Annotated in this window: 14 protein-coding genes, 1 other RNA gene and 1 riboswitch; of the genes, 3 read left to right on the top strand and 12 right to left on the bottom strand. The window is 44.7% G+C overall.

Going from position 1 to position 16,620, the window contains the following annotated elements:
• Window positions 1-327 precede the first annotated feature (327 nt).
• Together AC58UW_RS17045 and AC58UW_RS17040 are read left to right on the top strand one after the other, a co-directional pair.
• The gene (locus AC58UW_RS17045) at window positions 328-735 is read left to right on the top strand and encodes a CHRD domain-containing protein (RefSeq protein ID WP_497422020.1); all 408 of its coding nucleotides are present in this window, start codon (window positions 328-330) and stop codon (window positions 733-735) included.
• Window positions 736-916: 181 nt separating this feature from the next.
• The gene (locus AC58UW_RS17040; RefSeq protein WP_497421820.1) at window positions 917-1,789 is read left to right on the top strand and encodes a DNA-primase RepB domain-containing protein; all 873 of its coding nucleotides are present in this window, start codon (window positions 917-919) and stop codon (window positions 1,787-1,789) included.
• 55 nt (window positions 1,790-1,844) lie between these two features.
• On the opposite strand, the gene AC58UW_RS17035 is transcribed toward AC58UW_RS17040, so the two are convergent.
• The 4 genes from AC58UW_RS17035 to AC58UW_RS17020 all read right to left on the bottom strand — a co-directional run bounded on the left by AC58UW_RS17035 (window position 1,845) and on the right by AC58UW_RS17020 (window position 5,362).
• The gene (locus tag AC58UW_RS17035; protein ID WP_497421819.1) at window positions 1,845-2,378 is read right to left on the bottom strand and encodes a DUF3231 family protein; all 534 of its coding nucleotides are present in this window, start codon (window positions 2,376-2,378) and stop codon (window positions 1,845-1,847) included.
• Between the two features lie 243 nt (window positions 2,379-2,621).
• Window positions 2,622-2,933, bottom strand: coding sequence for a hypothetical protein (locus tag AC58UW_RS17030; RefSeq protein ID WP_497421818.1), 312 nt, complete (start codon window positions 2,931-2,933; stop codon window positions 2,622-2,624).
• Window positions 2,934-3,077: 144 nt separating this feature from the next.
• On the bottom strand, window positions 3,078-3,905 hold the full coding sequence (locus AC58UW_RS17025) for a 5'-methylthioadenosine/S-adenosylhomocysteine nucleosidase (RefSeq protein ID WP_497422019.1): 828 nt from the start codon (window positions 3,903-3,905) through the stop codon (window positions 3,078-3,080).
• A gap of 207 nt (window positions 3,906-4,112) precedes the next feature.
• A riboswitch (purine riboswitch) is annotated at window positions 4,113-4,215 on the bottom strand.
• A gap of 427 nt (window positions 4,216-4,642) precedes the next feature.
• Complete coding sequence (locus tag AC58UW_RS17020) at window positions 4,643-5,362, bottom strand: hypothetical protein (protein ID WP_497421817.1); 720 nt, start codon at window positions 5,360-5,362, stop codon at window positions 4,643-4,645.
• A 447-nt stretch (window positions 5,363-5,809) separates the two neighbouring features.
• Here AC58UW_RS17020 and AC58UW_RS17015 point away from each other — a divergent pair, with 447 nt between their 5' ends.
• Window positions 5,810-6,670 (top strand): S1 family peptidase, encoded by an 861-nt coding sequence (locus AC58UW_RS17015; protein WP_497421816.1) that lies wholly within the window; start codon window positions 5,810-5,812, stop codon window positions 6,668-6,670.
• An 886-nt stretch (window positions 6,671-7,556) separates the two neighbouring features.
• Here AC58UW_RS17015 and ssrA read toward each other — a convergent pair.
• The 8 genes from ssrA to gpmI form a co-directional block, all read right to left on the bottom strand.
• Window positions 7,557-7,921: a transfer-messenger RNA gene (ssrA, locus tag AC58UW_RS17010) on the bottom strand.
• 168 nt (window positions 7,922-8,089) lie between these two features.
• The gene (smpB, locus tag AC58UW_RS17005; RefSeq protein WP_497421815.1) at window positions 8,090-8,572 is read right to left on the bottom strand and encodes an SsrA-binding protein SmpB; all 483 of its coding nucleotides are present in this window, start codon (window positions 8,570-8,572) and stop codon (window positions 8,090-8,092) included.
• Between the two features lie 94 nt (window positions 8,573-8,666).
• Window positions 8,667-11,678, bottom strand: a complete 3,012-nt coding sequence (gene rnr / locus AC58UW_RS17000) for a ribonuclease R (RefSeq protein WP_497421814.1) — start codon at window positions 11,676-11,678, stop codon at window positions 8,667-8,669.
• Between the two features lie 45 nt (window positions 11,679-11,723).
• On the bottom strand, window positions 11,724-12,521 hold the full coding sequence (locus AC58UW_RS16995) for an alpha/beta hydrolase (RefSeq protein WP_497421813.1): 798 nt from the start codon (window positions 12,519-12,521) through the stop codon (window positions 11,724-11,726).
• Between the two features lie 75 nt (window positions 12,522-12,596).
• Entirely contained in the window at window positions 12,597-12,833 is a 237-nt protein-coding gene (gene secG, locus AC58UW_RS16990; protein WP_477502393.1) for a preprotein translocase subunit SecG, read from the bottom strand.
• Between the two features lie 112 nt (window positions 12,834-12,945).
• Window positions 12,946-13,662, bottom strand: a complete 717-nt coding sequence (locus AC58UW_RS16985; RefSeq protein WP_497421812.1) for a M50 family metallopeptidase — start codon at window positions 13,660-13,662, stop codon at window positions 12,946-12,948.
• Window positions 13,663-13,751: 89 nt separating this feature from the next.
• Window positions 13,752-15,044, bottom strand: coding sequence for a phosphopyruvate hydratase (gene eno / locus AC58UW_RS16980; RefSeq protein ID WP_477502391.1), 1,293 nt, complete (start codon window positions 15,042-15,044; stop codon window positions 13,752-13,754).
• A gap of 37 nt (window positions 15,045-15,081) precedes the next feature.
• Window positions 15,082-16,620, bottom strand: coding sequence for a 2,3-bisphosphoglycerate-independent phosphoglycerate mutase (gene gpmI / locus AC58UW_RS16975; RefSeq protein ID WP_497421811.1), 1,539 nt, complete (start codon window positions 16,618-16,620; stop codon window positions 15,082-15,084).

Here is a 16,620-nt window from a genome sequence, read left to right as displayed (position 1 = left end):
CAGAGACCCTGGCTGTGAATTCCTCTAGGCATTTATTTAACGGAACTGGAGTCCGCTATTTGAAGGAAATCGAGTAATTTCCTCTTCTAGCGGAACTACAGGGCCTTATTTGTGCTTGGAGCCGTAATTTACAGACAAAAACAGCGAAATAGAGGATCACAGTTCCTTCTGACATGCCAAAATGCCATTTCCCGCCAAAATAAAGGACTATAGTTCCCCTAGCCCCCTCTGGCTTGATGAAATTCTTATCATTTAGGCCTATTAACAAGCAAATCTCTCAATCTATGAATACATAGAAGTATTACTAGAAAAGGAGAGTGAAGACCTATTCCAACTATATACAAAGCCTTTCTAAACGGTAAAAACGAGGTTCCTCCCGTACAAACATTAGCAACCGGAGACGCCATATTTGAGCTGAACAGCAATGGAACCCAGCTAAGATTTGCACTAATCATACGGAATATTTCCCGTGCAACCCAAGGCCATATTCATCTTGGACGAACAGGCCGCAATGGCCCAGTTGCTGTATTCCTGTTTGGCCCTAACAAATTCGGTATTTCTGTCAGACGCGGTGTCATTCGGGGCATTTTGACGAATCAGGATTTAGTCGGTCCGCTGCAAGGGAAGACGCTTAGAGACTTAATCACTGAATTTGAAAGCGGTAATGCCTATGTCAACGTCCACACCAACCGGAATCCTGACGGTGAAATCCGCGGCCAAGTAAGACGTGCCTAAGGATATGAAAATGATCATAAAAGGCACCCCTACGGGTGTCTTTTCTTATTAAAGCGAACATCCCTATCTCCGCATGAAAATAGGTTCCAAGGTTTACACTTGTTCGGTCTTCTCCGAATATGAATGTTTAGAATACCAGTCACATAGGTGACGGAAACCTAGACAAAGGGGATGTGGCCTGATGAAAAATAAACGAACTCTTTACTCTACTCTGGTTCAGCGCAGTTCCAGCCATATGCATCATTTCATTCATAAACTTTGCCGCAAGGGGGATGAACAACTTCATTTCATCCTAGTTCATGATGCTGAGCGCACGAAACAAAACCAGGCTAACTCCGCACATTCTGCGCACTCCTTGAATTCATCCAACGACAAACAAGCCGTCCTTCTGCATAAACCCCTCTTACTCTTGGAAAAACAAGTCCCACAAATCGAGCTGATCTCCAAAAACAACAAATCAATCCATTTACTTAGTCAAAATGCTAAAGGTTACGCAGTATTCATGGAAATTAACCGCAGAGATGAGAAAAGTCGCGAAATCAAAGAAGTCAGAGCCCAGTTTATCGATGTTGATCTTAATAAAATATCCGAACAATTCCAAACTAAAGAGCAATTAAAAGCACGAATCAAACAGCTCAAATCTGACCCCTTGGAGCGGATCCAGTCCATTACCATCAAAAAAACGAAACAAGGGCAATACCTGCTGAAAGCTCATCGCGCCGAAGAGCGAGTTGCCCATTTGAAAAAAAACTTCCTGAAAAAAAATTGGCATCAGATCAAAAATGCAATGATCGTCGAAACCAAAAACGGCTATCACATCTATTGGGTCATTCAAGGCGGATCCATCAACAAATTCGTTCCTATTCAAAAAGCGCTAGCCGGCAAATTTGGTTCAGATCCTATGATTACGAACCTATCGCGAGTGATGCGAATTCCCGGATTTTACCATATGAAAAATCCGGATAAGCCCTACCTAGTCAGAGTCATTCATTCAGGAAGAAAGCAACCTTTCACGCAAGAGGAGCTTATCCATAAACTAATGTTGCAACCATAAACAATTGCAAAAAGCACCCTACACAGGTGCTTCTTTCTTTATATAGCAGCTCGTTTCATGCTTCCGGTCTAAAATACGGCGGAGCCAACATCCACCCTCTGCGCATCAGAAGATCCTTAAACGTTATCGAAAAGATTATCTTTTTCATTTGAAACTTGGCAAACAACGCGGCCACATCCGGCCGTACAGCTTCTGTCATCCCCCGACAGCCATAATTGATTCCCAATACTAAATTGAAGCTGAGAAGACTCGCTATTTCCTTATCTGATAACTTCGAGCCTTCCGGAATATGTCGAAAATCGCCAACCGGTTTATCCGGAGACGCCTCTGGCATCGGGACACCTTCAACTTTTAAAAATTCAGTTAACTCCGCGAGAATCGGTCGATGCACATCATTAATGACCTCTCGCAGCTTCTCTTTCAGTTCAGGATCCTCAGCAATATTAAAAGATACCTGCTCACCGCGCATGGTTTGATCGGTTGCATTGAAATAAAACCACAGATTCATGACTTCTCCTACGTTTAAAGGAGGCTTTTCGCCATCCAGAAACGGCTTTATCGTATCGCCGAGTACCTCCATGATATTCATGTTTCCAGCTCCTTTTGCTAATAGCGTACCCATCGGCATCTATTTTATAAGGGAAAATGAAGCAGCCGACCCATGCATCCCGAAAACCAAAAGAGCACGCCACCCGAAAATTTCAGTGGCAAGCCCCTTTTCAATTACTTCAGTGCTTTCACAATGGCATCCGTCCCAAACACCCTGCTAATTGGACCGTATCCATAGGCAAGTTCTCCGTCGACTTGTACACATGATTGTGCTTCACAGCTTTTAGCGTCTTCCAAACGTCACTTTTCTCCCATTCGTCTGCAAGAGCTGGCTGGGATTTGTCTCTGTAATTAAAGTATCCCAGGAAAATATAATATAATCTGGATTGATCTGAACCAAGCCTTCAAGCGTAAGCGCTGAGCCTTCGCCTTTTGCTTGCTCTGGTGCTTTTAGACCGAGTGGTTCGTAGTAATGACCGGCGTATTTGGTACCTTGCAGCCACATCATTTTGTCCCTTACTTGAAGATAGACTACGTTGCCCTGCACCCCTTTTACTTGATTCTTCGTTTCAGCAAACAAATGGGGTGAGCTCAATGGAGGGGGTAAAGAGAAAAGACACCTTTTGGGGTGTCTTTTGTTTTGTATAGAGGTGAGGGGAGTATAGGTATATCCACAATCCGGCGTTGTTAACGAACCCAACAGCGTCTTCAATTGCGTTCTTGCTTCGACACTGCACAATTATTTCTTCGGCAATGTAGAAATGTATTTTTTGACCACCTCGTATACATACTCCTGACATCCCTCTGCTGTACTCGGGTCATATTTTCCACCATTTGTTTTATTATTAGAAAGAACACGAATACCCAGGAATGGCACACCATACGAATTAGCAATTTGTGCGGCCGAGGCACCTTCCATTTCCTCCACGGACGTACCAAACTTGTCATGCAGCCATTTAATTCGATCAACCTCGTTGTTCCAGAAATCCCCTGAACCTATTGTACCCTCAACAATCTTACCCTTCTTATACATATCTTTAACGGCATTCGCTGCTGCTAGTAGACTTTTGTCTCCCTCATAGTAACGAGGTTTCTCAGCGTTTGGATCTTCCCCTGCACTTCCTTCAGAAGCCATCAAATCCATGGGTTTCCATATTGTTGGATCAATACCCTGATTCGCACCCTTGTCTGCCGCTTTAAATGAACCGATGTTGGTCGTTCTCTGTCCTAGAACTATGTCAAAAACATTTAAATTTGGATCATGTCCCCCTGAAGTTCCTTGGTTAATAATGGCTACAGGGTTATATTTCTCGATAGCCAATGCTGTAGCAGCAGCCGTATTCTCCATTCCCTTTCCTGTTTTTGCAACGATTACAGGATAATTATCTACAGTACCTTTATAGAACACAAAACTTCCCGACTTTTCTTCCTTAACATTCTCCAACCTTTTAGCAAACTTCTCAGCTTCAATTGGCATTGGACCTTCAATAATAATTGGTTTTTGAGCACTACTTTTTTGAGCAGAGCTACAACCTACTGCTCCTGTTACCAGTAATGTGCCAACCATCCCTAACAAACCAAACTTCTTAAACAAATTAGTTTCCCCCTTGATGTTTGAAACACTCGATGAATTATAGGCCAACAAAAAGTCTATAAATGAAAAATGCCCTCTACACTAGACCCATACCTGGAGCTAGACTTAGAGAGCAAAAGTATAAAATTAAGCAAAATAAAGCTTTTGCCAAATTAAATGATGCGTTGGTCACAAACCAAAATACCCTATACTTTAACACGAAGTCCAGTTCATTTTGGGGAACCGGGTAGAGACACTCGGACCATATTACCGAGCATATACGAGTTATCCATTTTTAATTGTTTATTATTTTGAAAGTATAGCAAACTCGCAGAGAAATCTCAAGATAAAACCGAATAATAATTATAAAAATATATATAATGTTCGTAATTTTGCGAATTTTAGATGTAAAGATTAGAGACTAAGTCAAAATCCGACCATTTTCCTTTTGGTAAGCGTCAGGTGTTAATAAATGTAAAATATAGCAGCAAAGGACATGATAGAAAAATTAGCCATCACAGAGGACTCTTTCAACTGCCTTCTAAATTCAGGGACCAGGTGACAGCTGCAAATAGGTTTGTTCGCTTAAGAACGATAGCAATAAACGAAAACCAGTCTAACACTTTATATTTAGTGTTTTGACTGGTTTTTGTTAATTAATATCGAATTGTATAGAACATATTTATTAAAGCCAAATGATGTGCACTCTTAAAAACAATTAATCTAAAACTTTATTCAACTTTTATTTTTATACTAGTTTGCAATTTGTGATTTGTCTTAATGTCTTCTGTATCGGAATATGTTGTTCGAACTGTAACGGTATAGGTACCTCTCTTCAAATGTGTTTTTGATTCCGGAAGACTTTCCGAGTATAGATCATTGTATCCGAACAAGATAATCCATTGTAAAGAAGAAATATAAACATCATTCTCTTTAAAAGTAGACTTTAATAGAGACAAAGTCTCTCCTGGGTCATACGTGTTGCCATCTTCATCCGTCAATGTATATGCTAATAAATCACTTGAATGAACAATTCTTTTTTCTTCCTTTCCGGTGTAAGTAAGAGCGCTCCAGATGTTTATATCTTGTCCATATTGATACACTTCTTTCTCTGAGTGAATGCTGAGTTTAAAGAAGTCGTCAGAATTTGCTGAACTAGTCTCTGACTTATAGCTGCCTTTGCCTCCACGAATATTAATATTTGCAACATTTTTTTCTTCATTATAAGAAACTGTTCCTTGGAGAGTTTCACTTAAGCTTCTAAGAGGAACATAAATATGGCCATTGTAGTTCAAATTACTATATTCAGTACCGGTGAAGTTTAATTTATTACCATTTAAGAATACATCTCCACCGAATAAAGAGACTTGAAGACTATTTTCTGCAAATGAAATTGTGAAGGAGAAACTCGACAAAAACAATACCAAAAAGCTTAAAATCACTTTTCTCATAAAATCCCTCCGTTTTCATCTAATCTCTTAAAATATGAATTTTACAAATATAGTAAATTAATTGTATTATTATCCTCAAGTGATCTGGCCAGTTCATAAATACCATTATAAAGGAAATATACCATTATTTTCAAATAATCTAAGTTAATAGTTAGCGCACTCTTATTATCAGCTATATGGTCTGGTTCACAATCATTTGCAAAATCCGATGATACCAGCAATTACAATGAAGACATTAAGGTTAGAACAGAATTAGGTTTCAATTCTGACTCTGATTTCATCAAAGACATCAACAACAACGCAAAATATAAAGATAAAAAGAAATACTATGGTATTGCACTAACGGATGAAGAAGAAGCGAAACTCAATAAAAGGCAGAAACAAATCGATGAAACTGGAAAGATTAAAGAGGATGTTCAAAATAAATACAGTGATAGTTATGGTGGCATGTACTTCGAGCACTTAAAAAACGATGGAACATTAAGAAGTGCAACGACCAAAGAGGGAAGCCATGCTGAGTTGGAGAAGGAAATCAAAAGCAGCCATCTCGATCAGGGAAAAGTAGAATTTTACTATGTTGACTTATCTTATCAACAGTTGTTAGATTTACAGAAAAAAATTAATACTTATCTCTTTGATAACTATAAAGAGATTGTGGCTTATACTAATATTGACGAGCAAGAAAACAAAGTAATCGTTGCATTGTACGATCATGATAATAATGTTGAGAATAGTCTCAATAATACTTTCAATTCAAAATCAGTTCGCATTGAGACGGTTAAAAGACAAGATGTTAAGGAAACTGCATTAAGAGGCGGTGATCAAATCTCTAGTATTGATGACTGCACAGGTGCCTTTAGTGCTAAATCTGGATTTAACTACTACTACATTACGGCAGCTCATTGTTTTCAAATGGGAGATACAGTAACTTCGAATGGTACTCAGATAGGTACTGTTACGAAGCGATCCTTACCTGCCACCGCTCATTATCAGACAAAGACTGATTCCGAAGCTATTAGTATTTCAGCGTCGAATGCTTCGTCTTACGTTACTACAAATCAATTTGGAGCTAATGTGTACAACGACGTGAAGAGTGCTGGTAGTGAAGTAGTCGGGACTTTTGTGTGTAAAACAGGTATTTCCACTGGAGCTACATGTGGTACAATAACTGGCACGAATGCGCATCAAATTATAGGTTATTGGGTTGGTCCATTAACATCAACCAGCGTATCGGCAACATTCGGAGATAGCGGAGGACCGTTGTATAGTACGGTTTTTAGTAATGGTACTTATACAACCACCCTTTAGGCGGCATGATGTAGCTGAAAGAGTAGCATTGGGCTGAAACAGGTCATTGCCGACACCCGATACAAGGCCCTGCGATTGTAGAGAAATAATTTTATCTTTGACCGCAACCTGGTCCAGATCGGTGAAAGCTTCAGTTGCAGCAAGGCTTTGCCCATCTACTGTATAGACCTAATTAGACTGATAATTGATAATAAAAAGCCCCTTTATTAAGGGACTTCGACAGGAATGGGGATAACTTCAGAGATCATTATTTGTATATCTCTTTAGTTTTAAATCCAAATGATCAACCTGTTCCTCTTTGGCCACATCTTGTAACTGACGGTATTCATAAATAAGCTTTGTTTCATTATTATCTAACAGTAACGAAGTACCCTCACTTGGCTGATTATTGATAAATCCATTAAATCCAAATTAAAATCCTTACACAATATAATTACAATTTCGAGAGAAGGATCTAGTTTGCCCGATTCTCTCTCAAGTTTCCTTGGGAGATGTTCAATATTTTCGCAAACTAAATCTGAGTAAACTTGTGTAACTTTTTTATAGTTATTTGATCACCAATTTTTCTAGATATTTCCAACTGATTCATCTCCATTGATTGGTTTGTGCCCTGTTCGAATGACTCAGTCGTGCATTTTTAGAAGTAAACAAAAAAGATCGCCACTAAACAATCTTTTTTGTAATTATGGTGGTGAGGGGAGTATTGAAATGTCCATTTAACTTGCTAACGATGCACTCTCACCGATGACTACCCTAACGGTACATTTCAATGCCGTGCTCCCTACGCTTACGCTCCGGTCCGCGCGGGCGAACCCGTGAGGGGTTCTCACCCCGTACCTCCTAATACAAAAGAAAAAAAGCACCCTCACGGGTGCTTCTTTCTTTTGTATGGAGGTGAGGGGAGTCGAACCCCTGTCCGAAAATATCGCCACACAGGCATCTACGGGTGTAGTCACAGTTTTGATGTCACCCGAGCAGCGCGCCGTAACCCGCTCTGCGTTGGGTCAGCCTGATTGTCTTCCTACGTTCGACCCCAGGCGGAGACCAAACGTCGTATCCCACTAAGGTTGGGCCCCTATCCTAACACATGGGCGATGCGAGGGAGGAGCTAGCTCACAGGTTATTAAGCTGCGAAAGCTAAGTTGTTGTTTTGTTTGCCATTTAATAGGCTTTAGCGTTGTTAAAGCGGACGCGTCCCCACTACCCGCAACCCGCGCTCGAACTATCCCCGTCGAATCCAAGAACACCCCCGGATTGCCTTCATTTCCGCTGATAGAGCGGAGAAGGTAAAAGACGAGCTGTTAGAGCGAAATTGCTTTTAAAAACATTAATCACTTGCCGTAAAAATAGTATACCACAAGCTGTGCAAAAATGAACGCGCAGGTTTGTGGAAGTCAAGGTGCAGCTTACCAAAACGGGTTATCTGGCAATCTTCTGCTTCTCGCGCAGAGCACGCTGAATATCGCGTTGTGCATCTTTTTTGGCTGCCGATTCACGTTTGTCGTACTGTTTCTTCCCTTTACCGATACCTACTAGAAGCTTCGCGTATCCATTGCGGATATACACCTTCAATGGCACGAGTGTATAACCTTCCTGTTTCGCTTGCCCCAACATCTTGGCGATCTGCGCTTTCTTCAAAAGCAGCTTCCGCGTCCGAGTCGGATCTTCTGGGTTACTTCGGTTACCTTGCTCAAAAGGACTAATGTGCATGTTATGAACAAAAGCTTCACCATTACGAATAGTCGAAAAGCTATCGCCAATGTTCGCTTTACCTGCCCGTAAGGATTTGATCTCCGTGCCGGTCAAGACAAGACCAGCTTCGTACGTTTCCTCGATAAAGTAATCGTGTGAAGCCTTTTTATTCTGGGCAAGCACCTTGCCATCTGCCTTCTTCGTTGCCACGTGAGATCCTCCTCCCGCACTGTCCTGCAGGTAAATACTGCTACAATGTGCATCCTATTGTAGCAAGATCAAGCCCGAAATGCAAGAAGCGGCGTTATCTCCGCCGCTTCTTGCTACCGCCACCGTCGCCGTCACTCCGGCGGCGACCGCCCTTGGCGAGCGCGTTCACGCCGCTCGCCCAATCACTGCCGCCGCTGCTGCGCTCTGCAGCGGAACCGCCACCCGCTTGGGCTTCGCCCCCAAGTGCAATCCCTCCGCGGCCGCGCTTGCCTTCGCCGCGCCCAGAGCCGCTATCTGTCCGCCCTGCGCCGACAGATTCAAGTCTCGAGCTCAAGCTGCCGCCTTCGCTCAGTTTTGGAGCACGCGCCTTCCCGCGACCAGCGCCGGCCTTGCCGCGGTTATCGCTCCACGGCGTGTTACCGCCTTTTCCGCGGCGCGATTTGCCCTGCCCAGCGCCTTCACTTCGCTCTTGACCTGCTTTTGCACGTCCAGCTCCGCTAGTGCCCTCTTGACCAGATCTCGCACGCCCAGTGCCCTCAACACGCTCTTGACCTGATCTTAAACGGCCTGCTCCATTAGTTCCCTCTTGACCTGCTTTCACACGTCTTGCTGCGCCTTCTATACGCTCTTGACCTGATCTCGCACGTCCCTCAGCACCATCACGAGGAGCGCTTCCTTCCTGCCCTTCCACTCGACCGCGACCTGCTCCTGCACGTCCTGCCGAGCTTTCTGTGCGCTCTTGCCCAGCTCTCACACGTCCTTCTGTAGCCCCGCCTTCACCACGCCCTTGACCTGCCCTTGCTCCTTCTCCCCCACCCTGAGACTTCGCAAAGCCGCCTTTACCTTTGGTATAGCCGCCCTTACCCTTCTCCGTCTTGCCTTTACCGCCACGGAAGCCCTTAAATCCTGCCGCCCCTTTGAACGGCTTGCCGCTTCCGCCGCCTCGGTTAAAGCTACCCTCTTTACGAGGCTTCATATCCAACAATTCAAAATCAATCGTATGCTCTTCCATATTCACGCGAGCCACACGGACTTTAATTTCATCCCCGATCCGATAGATCTTAGATGTACGTTCCCCAACAAGAGCAAACTGTCTCTCATGGAAGTTATAATAATCATCGGTTAGATCACTTAACCGGATCAAACCTTCTACTGTATTATCCAGTTCTACGAACATACCGAAGCCTGTCACGCTAGAAATAATGCCTTCGAATTCTTCGCCGACTTTATCCATCATATACTGAGCTTTCTTGAGTGCCTCTGTTTCACGCTCTGCATCTACAGCCACACGCTCACGTTCCGACGATTGTTGAGCAATATCGTTCATCCGGGAAGCCAGATATTCATGACGAGTATCAGACAGAGTACCGCTTTCCAACACTTCGCGAATGACCCTATGAATGATCAGATCGGGATAACGACGAATCGGAGAGGTGAAGTGCGAATAAAATTCCGCCGCCAAACCAAAATGCCCCAAGCTCTGAGCATCATAACGAGCCTGCTTCATCGAGCGCAGCATGACTTTGCTAACGACCGTCTCCTCTGGCGTCCCTTTAATGTCTTCCAATAAGCTCTGCAAAGCGCGCGGATGTACGGAGTTACCTTTTCCTTTAACCGCATATCCGAAGTTCGTCACGAACTCCATGAAATTCATCAGCTTTTCAGCATCAGGATCTTCATGCACACGGTATAAGAATGGCACTTTCATCCACGAAAAATGCTCAGCGACTGTTTCATTCGCAGCCAGCATGAACTCTTCAATCATCATTTCCGCGACAGAGCGCTCTCTTTTCACGATATCGGTTGGTTTGCCGTCCGCATCTACGATAATTTTAGACTCATCAAAGTCAAAATCAATCGCTCCGCGCTTCATCCGTCTGGAACGGAGTCTCGCTGCCAATTCTTCCATCCTTTTGAAATCTTCCATCAAATACGCATACCGCTCCACAAGCTCAGGCTCAGCCTCACCCGTTAGAAGCTTACGCACATTTGTATATGTCATACGCTCACTTGTTTTAATAACACTCGTAAAAATCTCATGATTAACGACCTTAAGGTTCTCGTCGAACTCCATTTCGCAAGACATCGTCAGACGGTCTACTTGCGGGTTAAGCGAACAAATGCCGTTCGACAGGCGGTGTGGCAGCATTGGTATGACACGATCCGTTAAATACACGGAGCAGCCGCGGTTATATGCCTCAATATCCAGCGCCGTACCTTCTCGTACATAATAACTAACATCAGCGATATGAACGCCTAGTTTAAAATTACCGTTTTCCAAAAGCTCCACATTAACCGCATCGTCCAAATCCTTGGCGTCTTCACCGTCAATTGTGACAATCCGTTTCGAACGGAGATCTCGGCGGCCTTGGCCAATAATCTCTTCCTCCGTAATTGAATCCGGTGCAGCCTCCGCTTCTTCTAATACATCCTCTTTGAAAGCCTCAGGCAGCTGGAACTTGCGCACAATCCCTAGAATATCAACACCTGGATCATCCTTATGACCAAGGACTTCAATGACTTCCCCTTCAGCCGCAGAGCGACCTTCTGGATAACTTACGATCTTTACAACGACTTTCTGCCCAGTGACAGCGCCATTAAAAGCATGCTGAGGAATGAAAATATCTCTCGTCACACGCTTATCATCAGCAATAACGAACGCATACGTATCCTGCCCCTGAAAAACTCCCACGATCTGCGTATTGGCACGCGTAATCACACGCACGACTTCGCCTTCCAAACGGCCTCCGCCCTGGCTTCTCGATGTCACTTTGACGAAAACGATATCCCCGTTCATAGCCGTATTCAAATCGTGCGCATTAATGTAAACATCCGGGTGCTCCCGATCTTCCGGGATTAAGAATGCGAAGCCTTTCGCATGCGCTTGCAGTCTTCCTCTTACTAAGTTCATGCGCTCTGGCACGCCATAACGGTCATTCCCGCCTCGGACCACGTGACCGCTTTCTTCTAATTGGTTCAATAATTTAATAAAGTCCTTGAACTCTTCCGCTCCTGCAATCTGGAAATGCTTTTCGAGTTCTTTATAGGACATGGGCTTATAAGCCTCATCTTGCATCAAACTAATAATATCTTGATTTGTTATCATATAACCTCTTCACCTTCTTGTTGTTGTTGAGCATCGCTCATGCATTCACCGTACCCGTTCCTTTACTCCATAGTATGCCACTTGTAGAGAAAGGATAAACGCTGCAATATCGGCATAAACAAGCTCTCTCTCTTGATCCAGCAGCAAACCGTGCGATGACTTCGCATAATAGCGAAGCTCTTTACTTTCTGAGCGAGTACGCTCATATAAAAACGATGCGCTTCCGTGATGGACGACACCATCATTGCCCCCCTGCCCGATCCATATCGGCGCTTCCACTTGAGGCAGCAATCGTTTGACATGTTTTAAAAGCTTGCGCAAACTAACGACGCAGCGAATCGGCGTTTTGGTATAAGCACATGACTCATCTAATAGCGTGGAGAGTGTTTTGGGCTTTTTATTTATGTATTTGATAAAATACTGCACGATGACTGCCAGCGCAGATTTTCTTGACGTAAGGAAAATCGGTGTAGCCAGCGAAACCACACCTGCCACTTGACGTTCGACCGCCAGCTTCAGGGCCAAAAGCCCACCCATCGAATGCCCCATCACGACGACATTTTTGCATTTCGCTGCAAGCGCATCGTAATTCTCCAGCACATGCCCATACCAATCCGTCCATCCGGTTCGTATCATATCTTCTGGTGATGTTCCATGTCCGGGAAGTCTTACTGCCTGGATGGTGTAGCCTTCTTCCCGCAGTTCATACCCAATCCTTCGAAATTCGGAGGGGGATCCCGTGAACCCATGAATCATTAATATGCCTGTCGTCTGCTTCGTACCAGTGCCTGTCCAGAAAAAAGGCTCGGTCGATTTGTAAATTTTGCTCTCGATGGTAAACATCTCCTACCTATAGGCCCGTTTAAAATGAAAAAACAGCAGGAGTAGATTTCCCCTGCTGTTATCGTTTTATGTGTGTTAGGCCTTCACTACGTATGCTACAACAACGGAAAGAATGAAAAATGCAGCAGCAAGCCCCATTGTGAAACGGGACAAGAAAAGTTCCAAACCGCGTGCTTTTTGTTTACCAAATAAGTGCTCCGCACCACCGGAGATGGCACCAGACAATCCTGCGCTCTTACCTTTTTGTAGAAGAACAATCGCAATTAATCCGACCGAAGCTATGATCAACAAAATTTTCATAAAGATTAACATGTTTATTAGCACCCCAATTGCCTGTACTTTTGCTTATATAACTAGCATGAGTATTTTAACACAGTTCGTCCTAGAATACAATAAAATAGGTATTTGGACGTTTCGATACGTTTTAGTCACGATAAGAATAAGCGGATGACTGGCGATTAGCGCTTCTTGGCCGTTTGCTTCTCCCTAGAAAAACCTGCACCGCTTGCTTCGCGCACCATAACGCAAAAAGCGTAAAGATAATCGCCCACACCATGGTCGGAACCCCTGTATGAAGCGCCAAATTCGTGGCATCCCCAGCTTGGCGTGTATTTCGCGAAGCAGCCTGGATCAAATAAATCGGCCCGAACACGGACTCTTCCAAGCATAAAAAAGCGAGCAGCAAGTAATAGAAGTTGCGCAGCCATTTGAGAGGAATAGCCATCATGATAACCGTTAAGGCAATGAAGCCGATTAAGAACATGATACCGAAGCCATTGCGAACGAACAATAGCAAGGAAATGGTGGATATCGCGATCATGACCAGAAAGCCGATCTGCTGCTTCCCTCTAGCAAAGGCTGAGAACAGGAACCAAGCAAATACGGAAGCTGTCGTATACCCCGCCAGAGCCACAGGAATGATCGACCACGATCTAGCCTGAGAAATCGCTGAAAGCGTTACTCCGCTATGATTGGCGTACAGCTCGATGCGCTGCACTTGGCCAGACAGCGCCAGTGTCACCACCGCGTGCCCAAACTCATGAACCATGGTATCCAGGTTACGAAAAAAAGAAGAGGGGATCCAATGCGTGAGCAATGCGGAACCTATCAGAAATAAAATAGTCTTCACCCAATTGCTCATTACAATGACCCCCTCGGTCGCTCAGCCAGATGGTGACCGTAGTCACCGTCCAGTCTCAGCTGCTATTTAGTTATTTATTACGAACCAACTTATTTAAAGTTTCTCAAGTTGTAGAAAGCTTTTTTACCTGCATATTGAGCTACGCTGAACAACTCGTCTTCGATACGAAGAAGTTGGTTGTACTTCGCAACGCGGTCTGTACGGGAAGGAGCACCTGTTTTAATTTGACCAGCGTTTGTAGCTACTGCGATGTCAGCGATTGTGCTGTCTTCGCTTTCGCCGGAACGGTGAGAAATAACTGCTGTGTAACCAGCGCGTTTTGCCATTTCAATCGCATCAAAAGTCTCAGTAAGCGTACCGATTTGGTTAACTTTTACCAAGATGGAGTTACCGATGTTTTGCTCGATACCAGTGGAAAGACGCTCAGTGTTCGTAACGAACAGATCGTCACCAACGAGTTGAACTTTGTTGCCCAATTTCTCAGTAAGCAACTTCCAACCTTCCCAGTCATCTTCGGAACAGCCGTCTTCAACCGTGATGATTGGGTATTTATCAACCCAAGCTGCAAGAAAGTCAACCCACTCAGCGGATGTGAAGGATTTGCCTTCGCCTTCAAGCACGTATTTACCGTCTTTGAAGAACTCCGTGGAAGCAACGTCCATACCCAAGAATACGTCAACACCTGGTTTGTAACCAGCTTTTTCAATCGCTGTAAGGATTGTTGTGATCGCTTCTTCGTTGGATGTGAAGTTAGGAGCGAATCCGCCTTCGTCACCAACAGCTGTGTTAAGACCTTTGTCTTTCAATACGGATTTCAAGCTATGGAAAATCTCTGCGCCAATGCGAAGAGCTTCTTTGAAAGTAGGAGCGCCAACTGGCAGAACCATGAACTCTTGAACGTCAACGTTGTTGTCGGCATGCGCCCCACCGTTGATGATGTTCATCATTGGAACTGGAAGTGTTTTAGCGTTGAATCCACCAAGGTATGTGTATAATGGAACGTCCAAAGCATCAGCAGCAGCGCGAGCTACAGCCATGGAAACAGCTAGGATTGCGTTAGCGCCTAATTTTGCTTTGTTCGGAGTACCGTCTAGCTCGATCATTTTTGTATCAATGCCAACTTGGTCAAGTGCATCCAAACCAATGATTTCAGGAGCGATGATTTCGTTTACGTTCTCAACGGCTTTCAGAACGCCTTTACCCAGGTAACGACCTTTGTCACCATCACGAAGCTCAACAGCCTCGTATGCGCCTGTGGATGCGCCTGATGGAACGATAGCGCGGCCGAAAGCGCCGGACTCTAGATATACTTCAACTTCAACCGTTGGGTTACCGCGGGAATCCAATACTTCGCGTGCATAAACATCAGAAATAATAGTCATTGTAGAAAACACTCCTTTTATATAATTAATTTGGTTGCTATTTCTTAAGGATTGTAGTCCCGGTCATTTGCTCCGGTTGTTTAACCTCTAAGAAGTCTAGCAGTGTTGGGGCAATATCTGCCAAAATCCCGCCGTCTCTTAGTGTAACAGATTTGTCCGTAACAATAAAAGGCACCGGGTTCGTTGTATGCGCCGTGTTGCGTGAACCGTCCGCATTCGTGACGACATCCGCATTCCCGTGATCAGCTGTGATGCAGACAACCCCGCCTTTGGCGAGAACCGCTTCCACCACTTTGCCCAGACACTCGTCTGTCGCTTCGATCGCTTTCACTGTTGGCTCCAGCAAGCCGGAGTGACCAACCATGTCAGGGTTAGCAAAGTTAAGGATGATCGCGTCATGACGTTCGGCTTCGATCTCTTTGACTACAGCATCAGCCAACTCATAAGCGCTCATTTCTGGCTTCAGGTCATAGGTAGCAACCTTTGGCGATGGAATAAGCAAGCGAGTTTCGCCTGGCAGTTCCGCGTCTCGGCCGCCGCTGAAGAAGAACGTTACGTGCGGATACTTCTCAGTTTCTGCTGCACGAAGCTGTTTCAGACCGTTCTGAGCCAGCACCTCGCCTAGCGTGTTGTCGAGATTCTTAGGTTTGTAAGCTACGAAACCGTCTACAGACTCGCTGAACAACGTCAGACATACGTAGTAAAGGTTCTTAGCGACCTTAGGACCACGATCAAAGCCACGGAAGTCTTCATTCGTGAAGACTTGAGAAAGCTGAATCGCACGGTCTGGACGGAAGTTGAAGAAGATGACCGCATCGCCTGATTCAACAAGACCTACCGGTTTGCCATCCTCACCAACGATAACCGTTGGCATTACGAACTCGTCGAAGATGGACTTTTCGTAAGATTCAACAATAGCTTTCATCGGATCGGTGTAGGCTGGACCTTCACCGTAAACCATGGCGCGGTAGGATTTCTCCGTACGCTCCCAACGTTTATCGCGATCCATTGCATAATAGCGTCCTTGAACGGTCGCAATTTTACCTACGCCGATCTCTTTAATTTTCTCCAGCAGACTCTCCATGTAGCTTTTCGCAGAATCCGGAGCCACGTCGCGGCCGTCCAGGAATGCGTGGATGTACACTTCATGGAAATCTTCTTTCTTAGCTACATCCAGCAAAGCGAACAAATGCTGAATGTGACTGTGCACGCCGCCATCAGAAAGCAGCCCGTACAGGTGCAGCTTCTTTCCGTTTGCTTTCGCATGACGAACAGCGCCCAGAATCGTTTCATTGTCGTAGAATTCGCCGTCACGAATCGATTTGGAAATCCGCGTCAGATCCTGATAAACGATACGGCCTGCGCCGATATTCAGGTGTCCTACTTCAGAATTCCCCATCTGGCCTTCCGGCAAACCTACAGCTTCACCGCAAGCTGTTAAAGTTGTATGTGGATAACTTGACCAGTAACGGTCATAGTTAGGCTTTTTGGCATGAGCAACGGCATTCCCTTGCTCTTCCGAACGAAGTCCGAAGCCATCGAGAATGATGAGTGCTACCGGTTTCGGTCTGGACAT

Source organism: Paenibacillus sp. J22R160, from assembly GCF_059692135.1.
The sequence above is the reverse complement of the archived record's forward strand: the minus strand, read 5'-3'. Positions and strand labels throughout refer to the sequence as shown.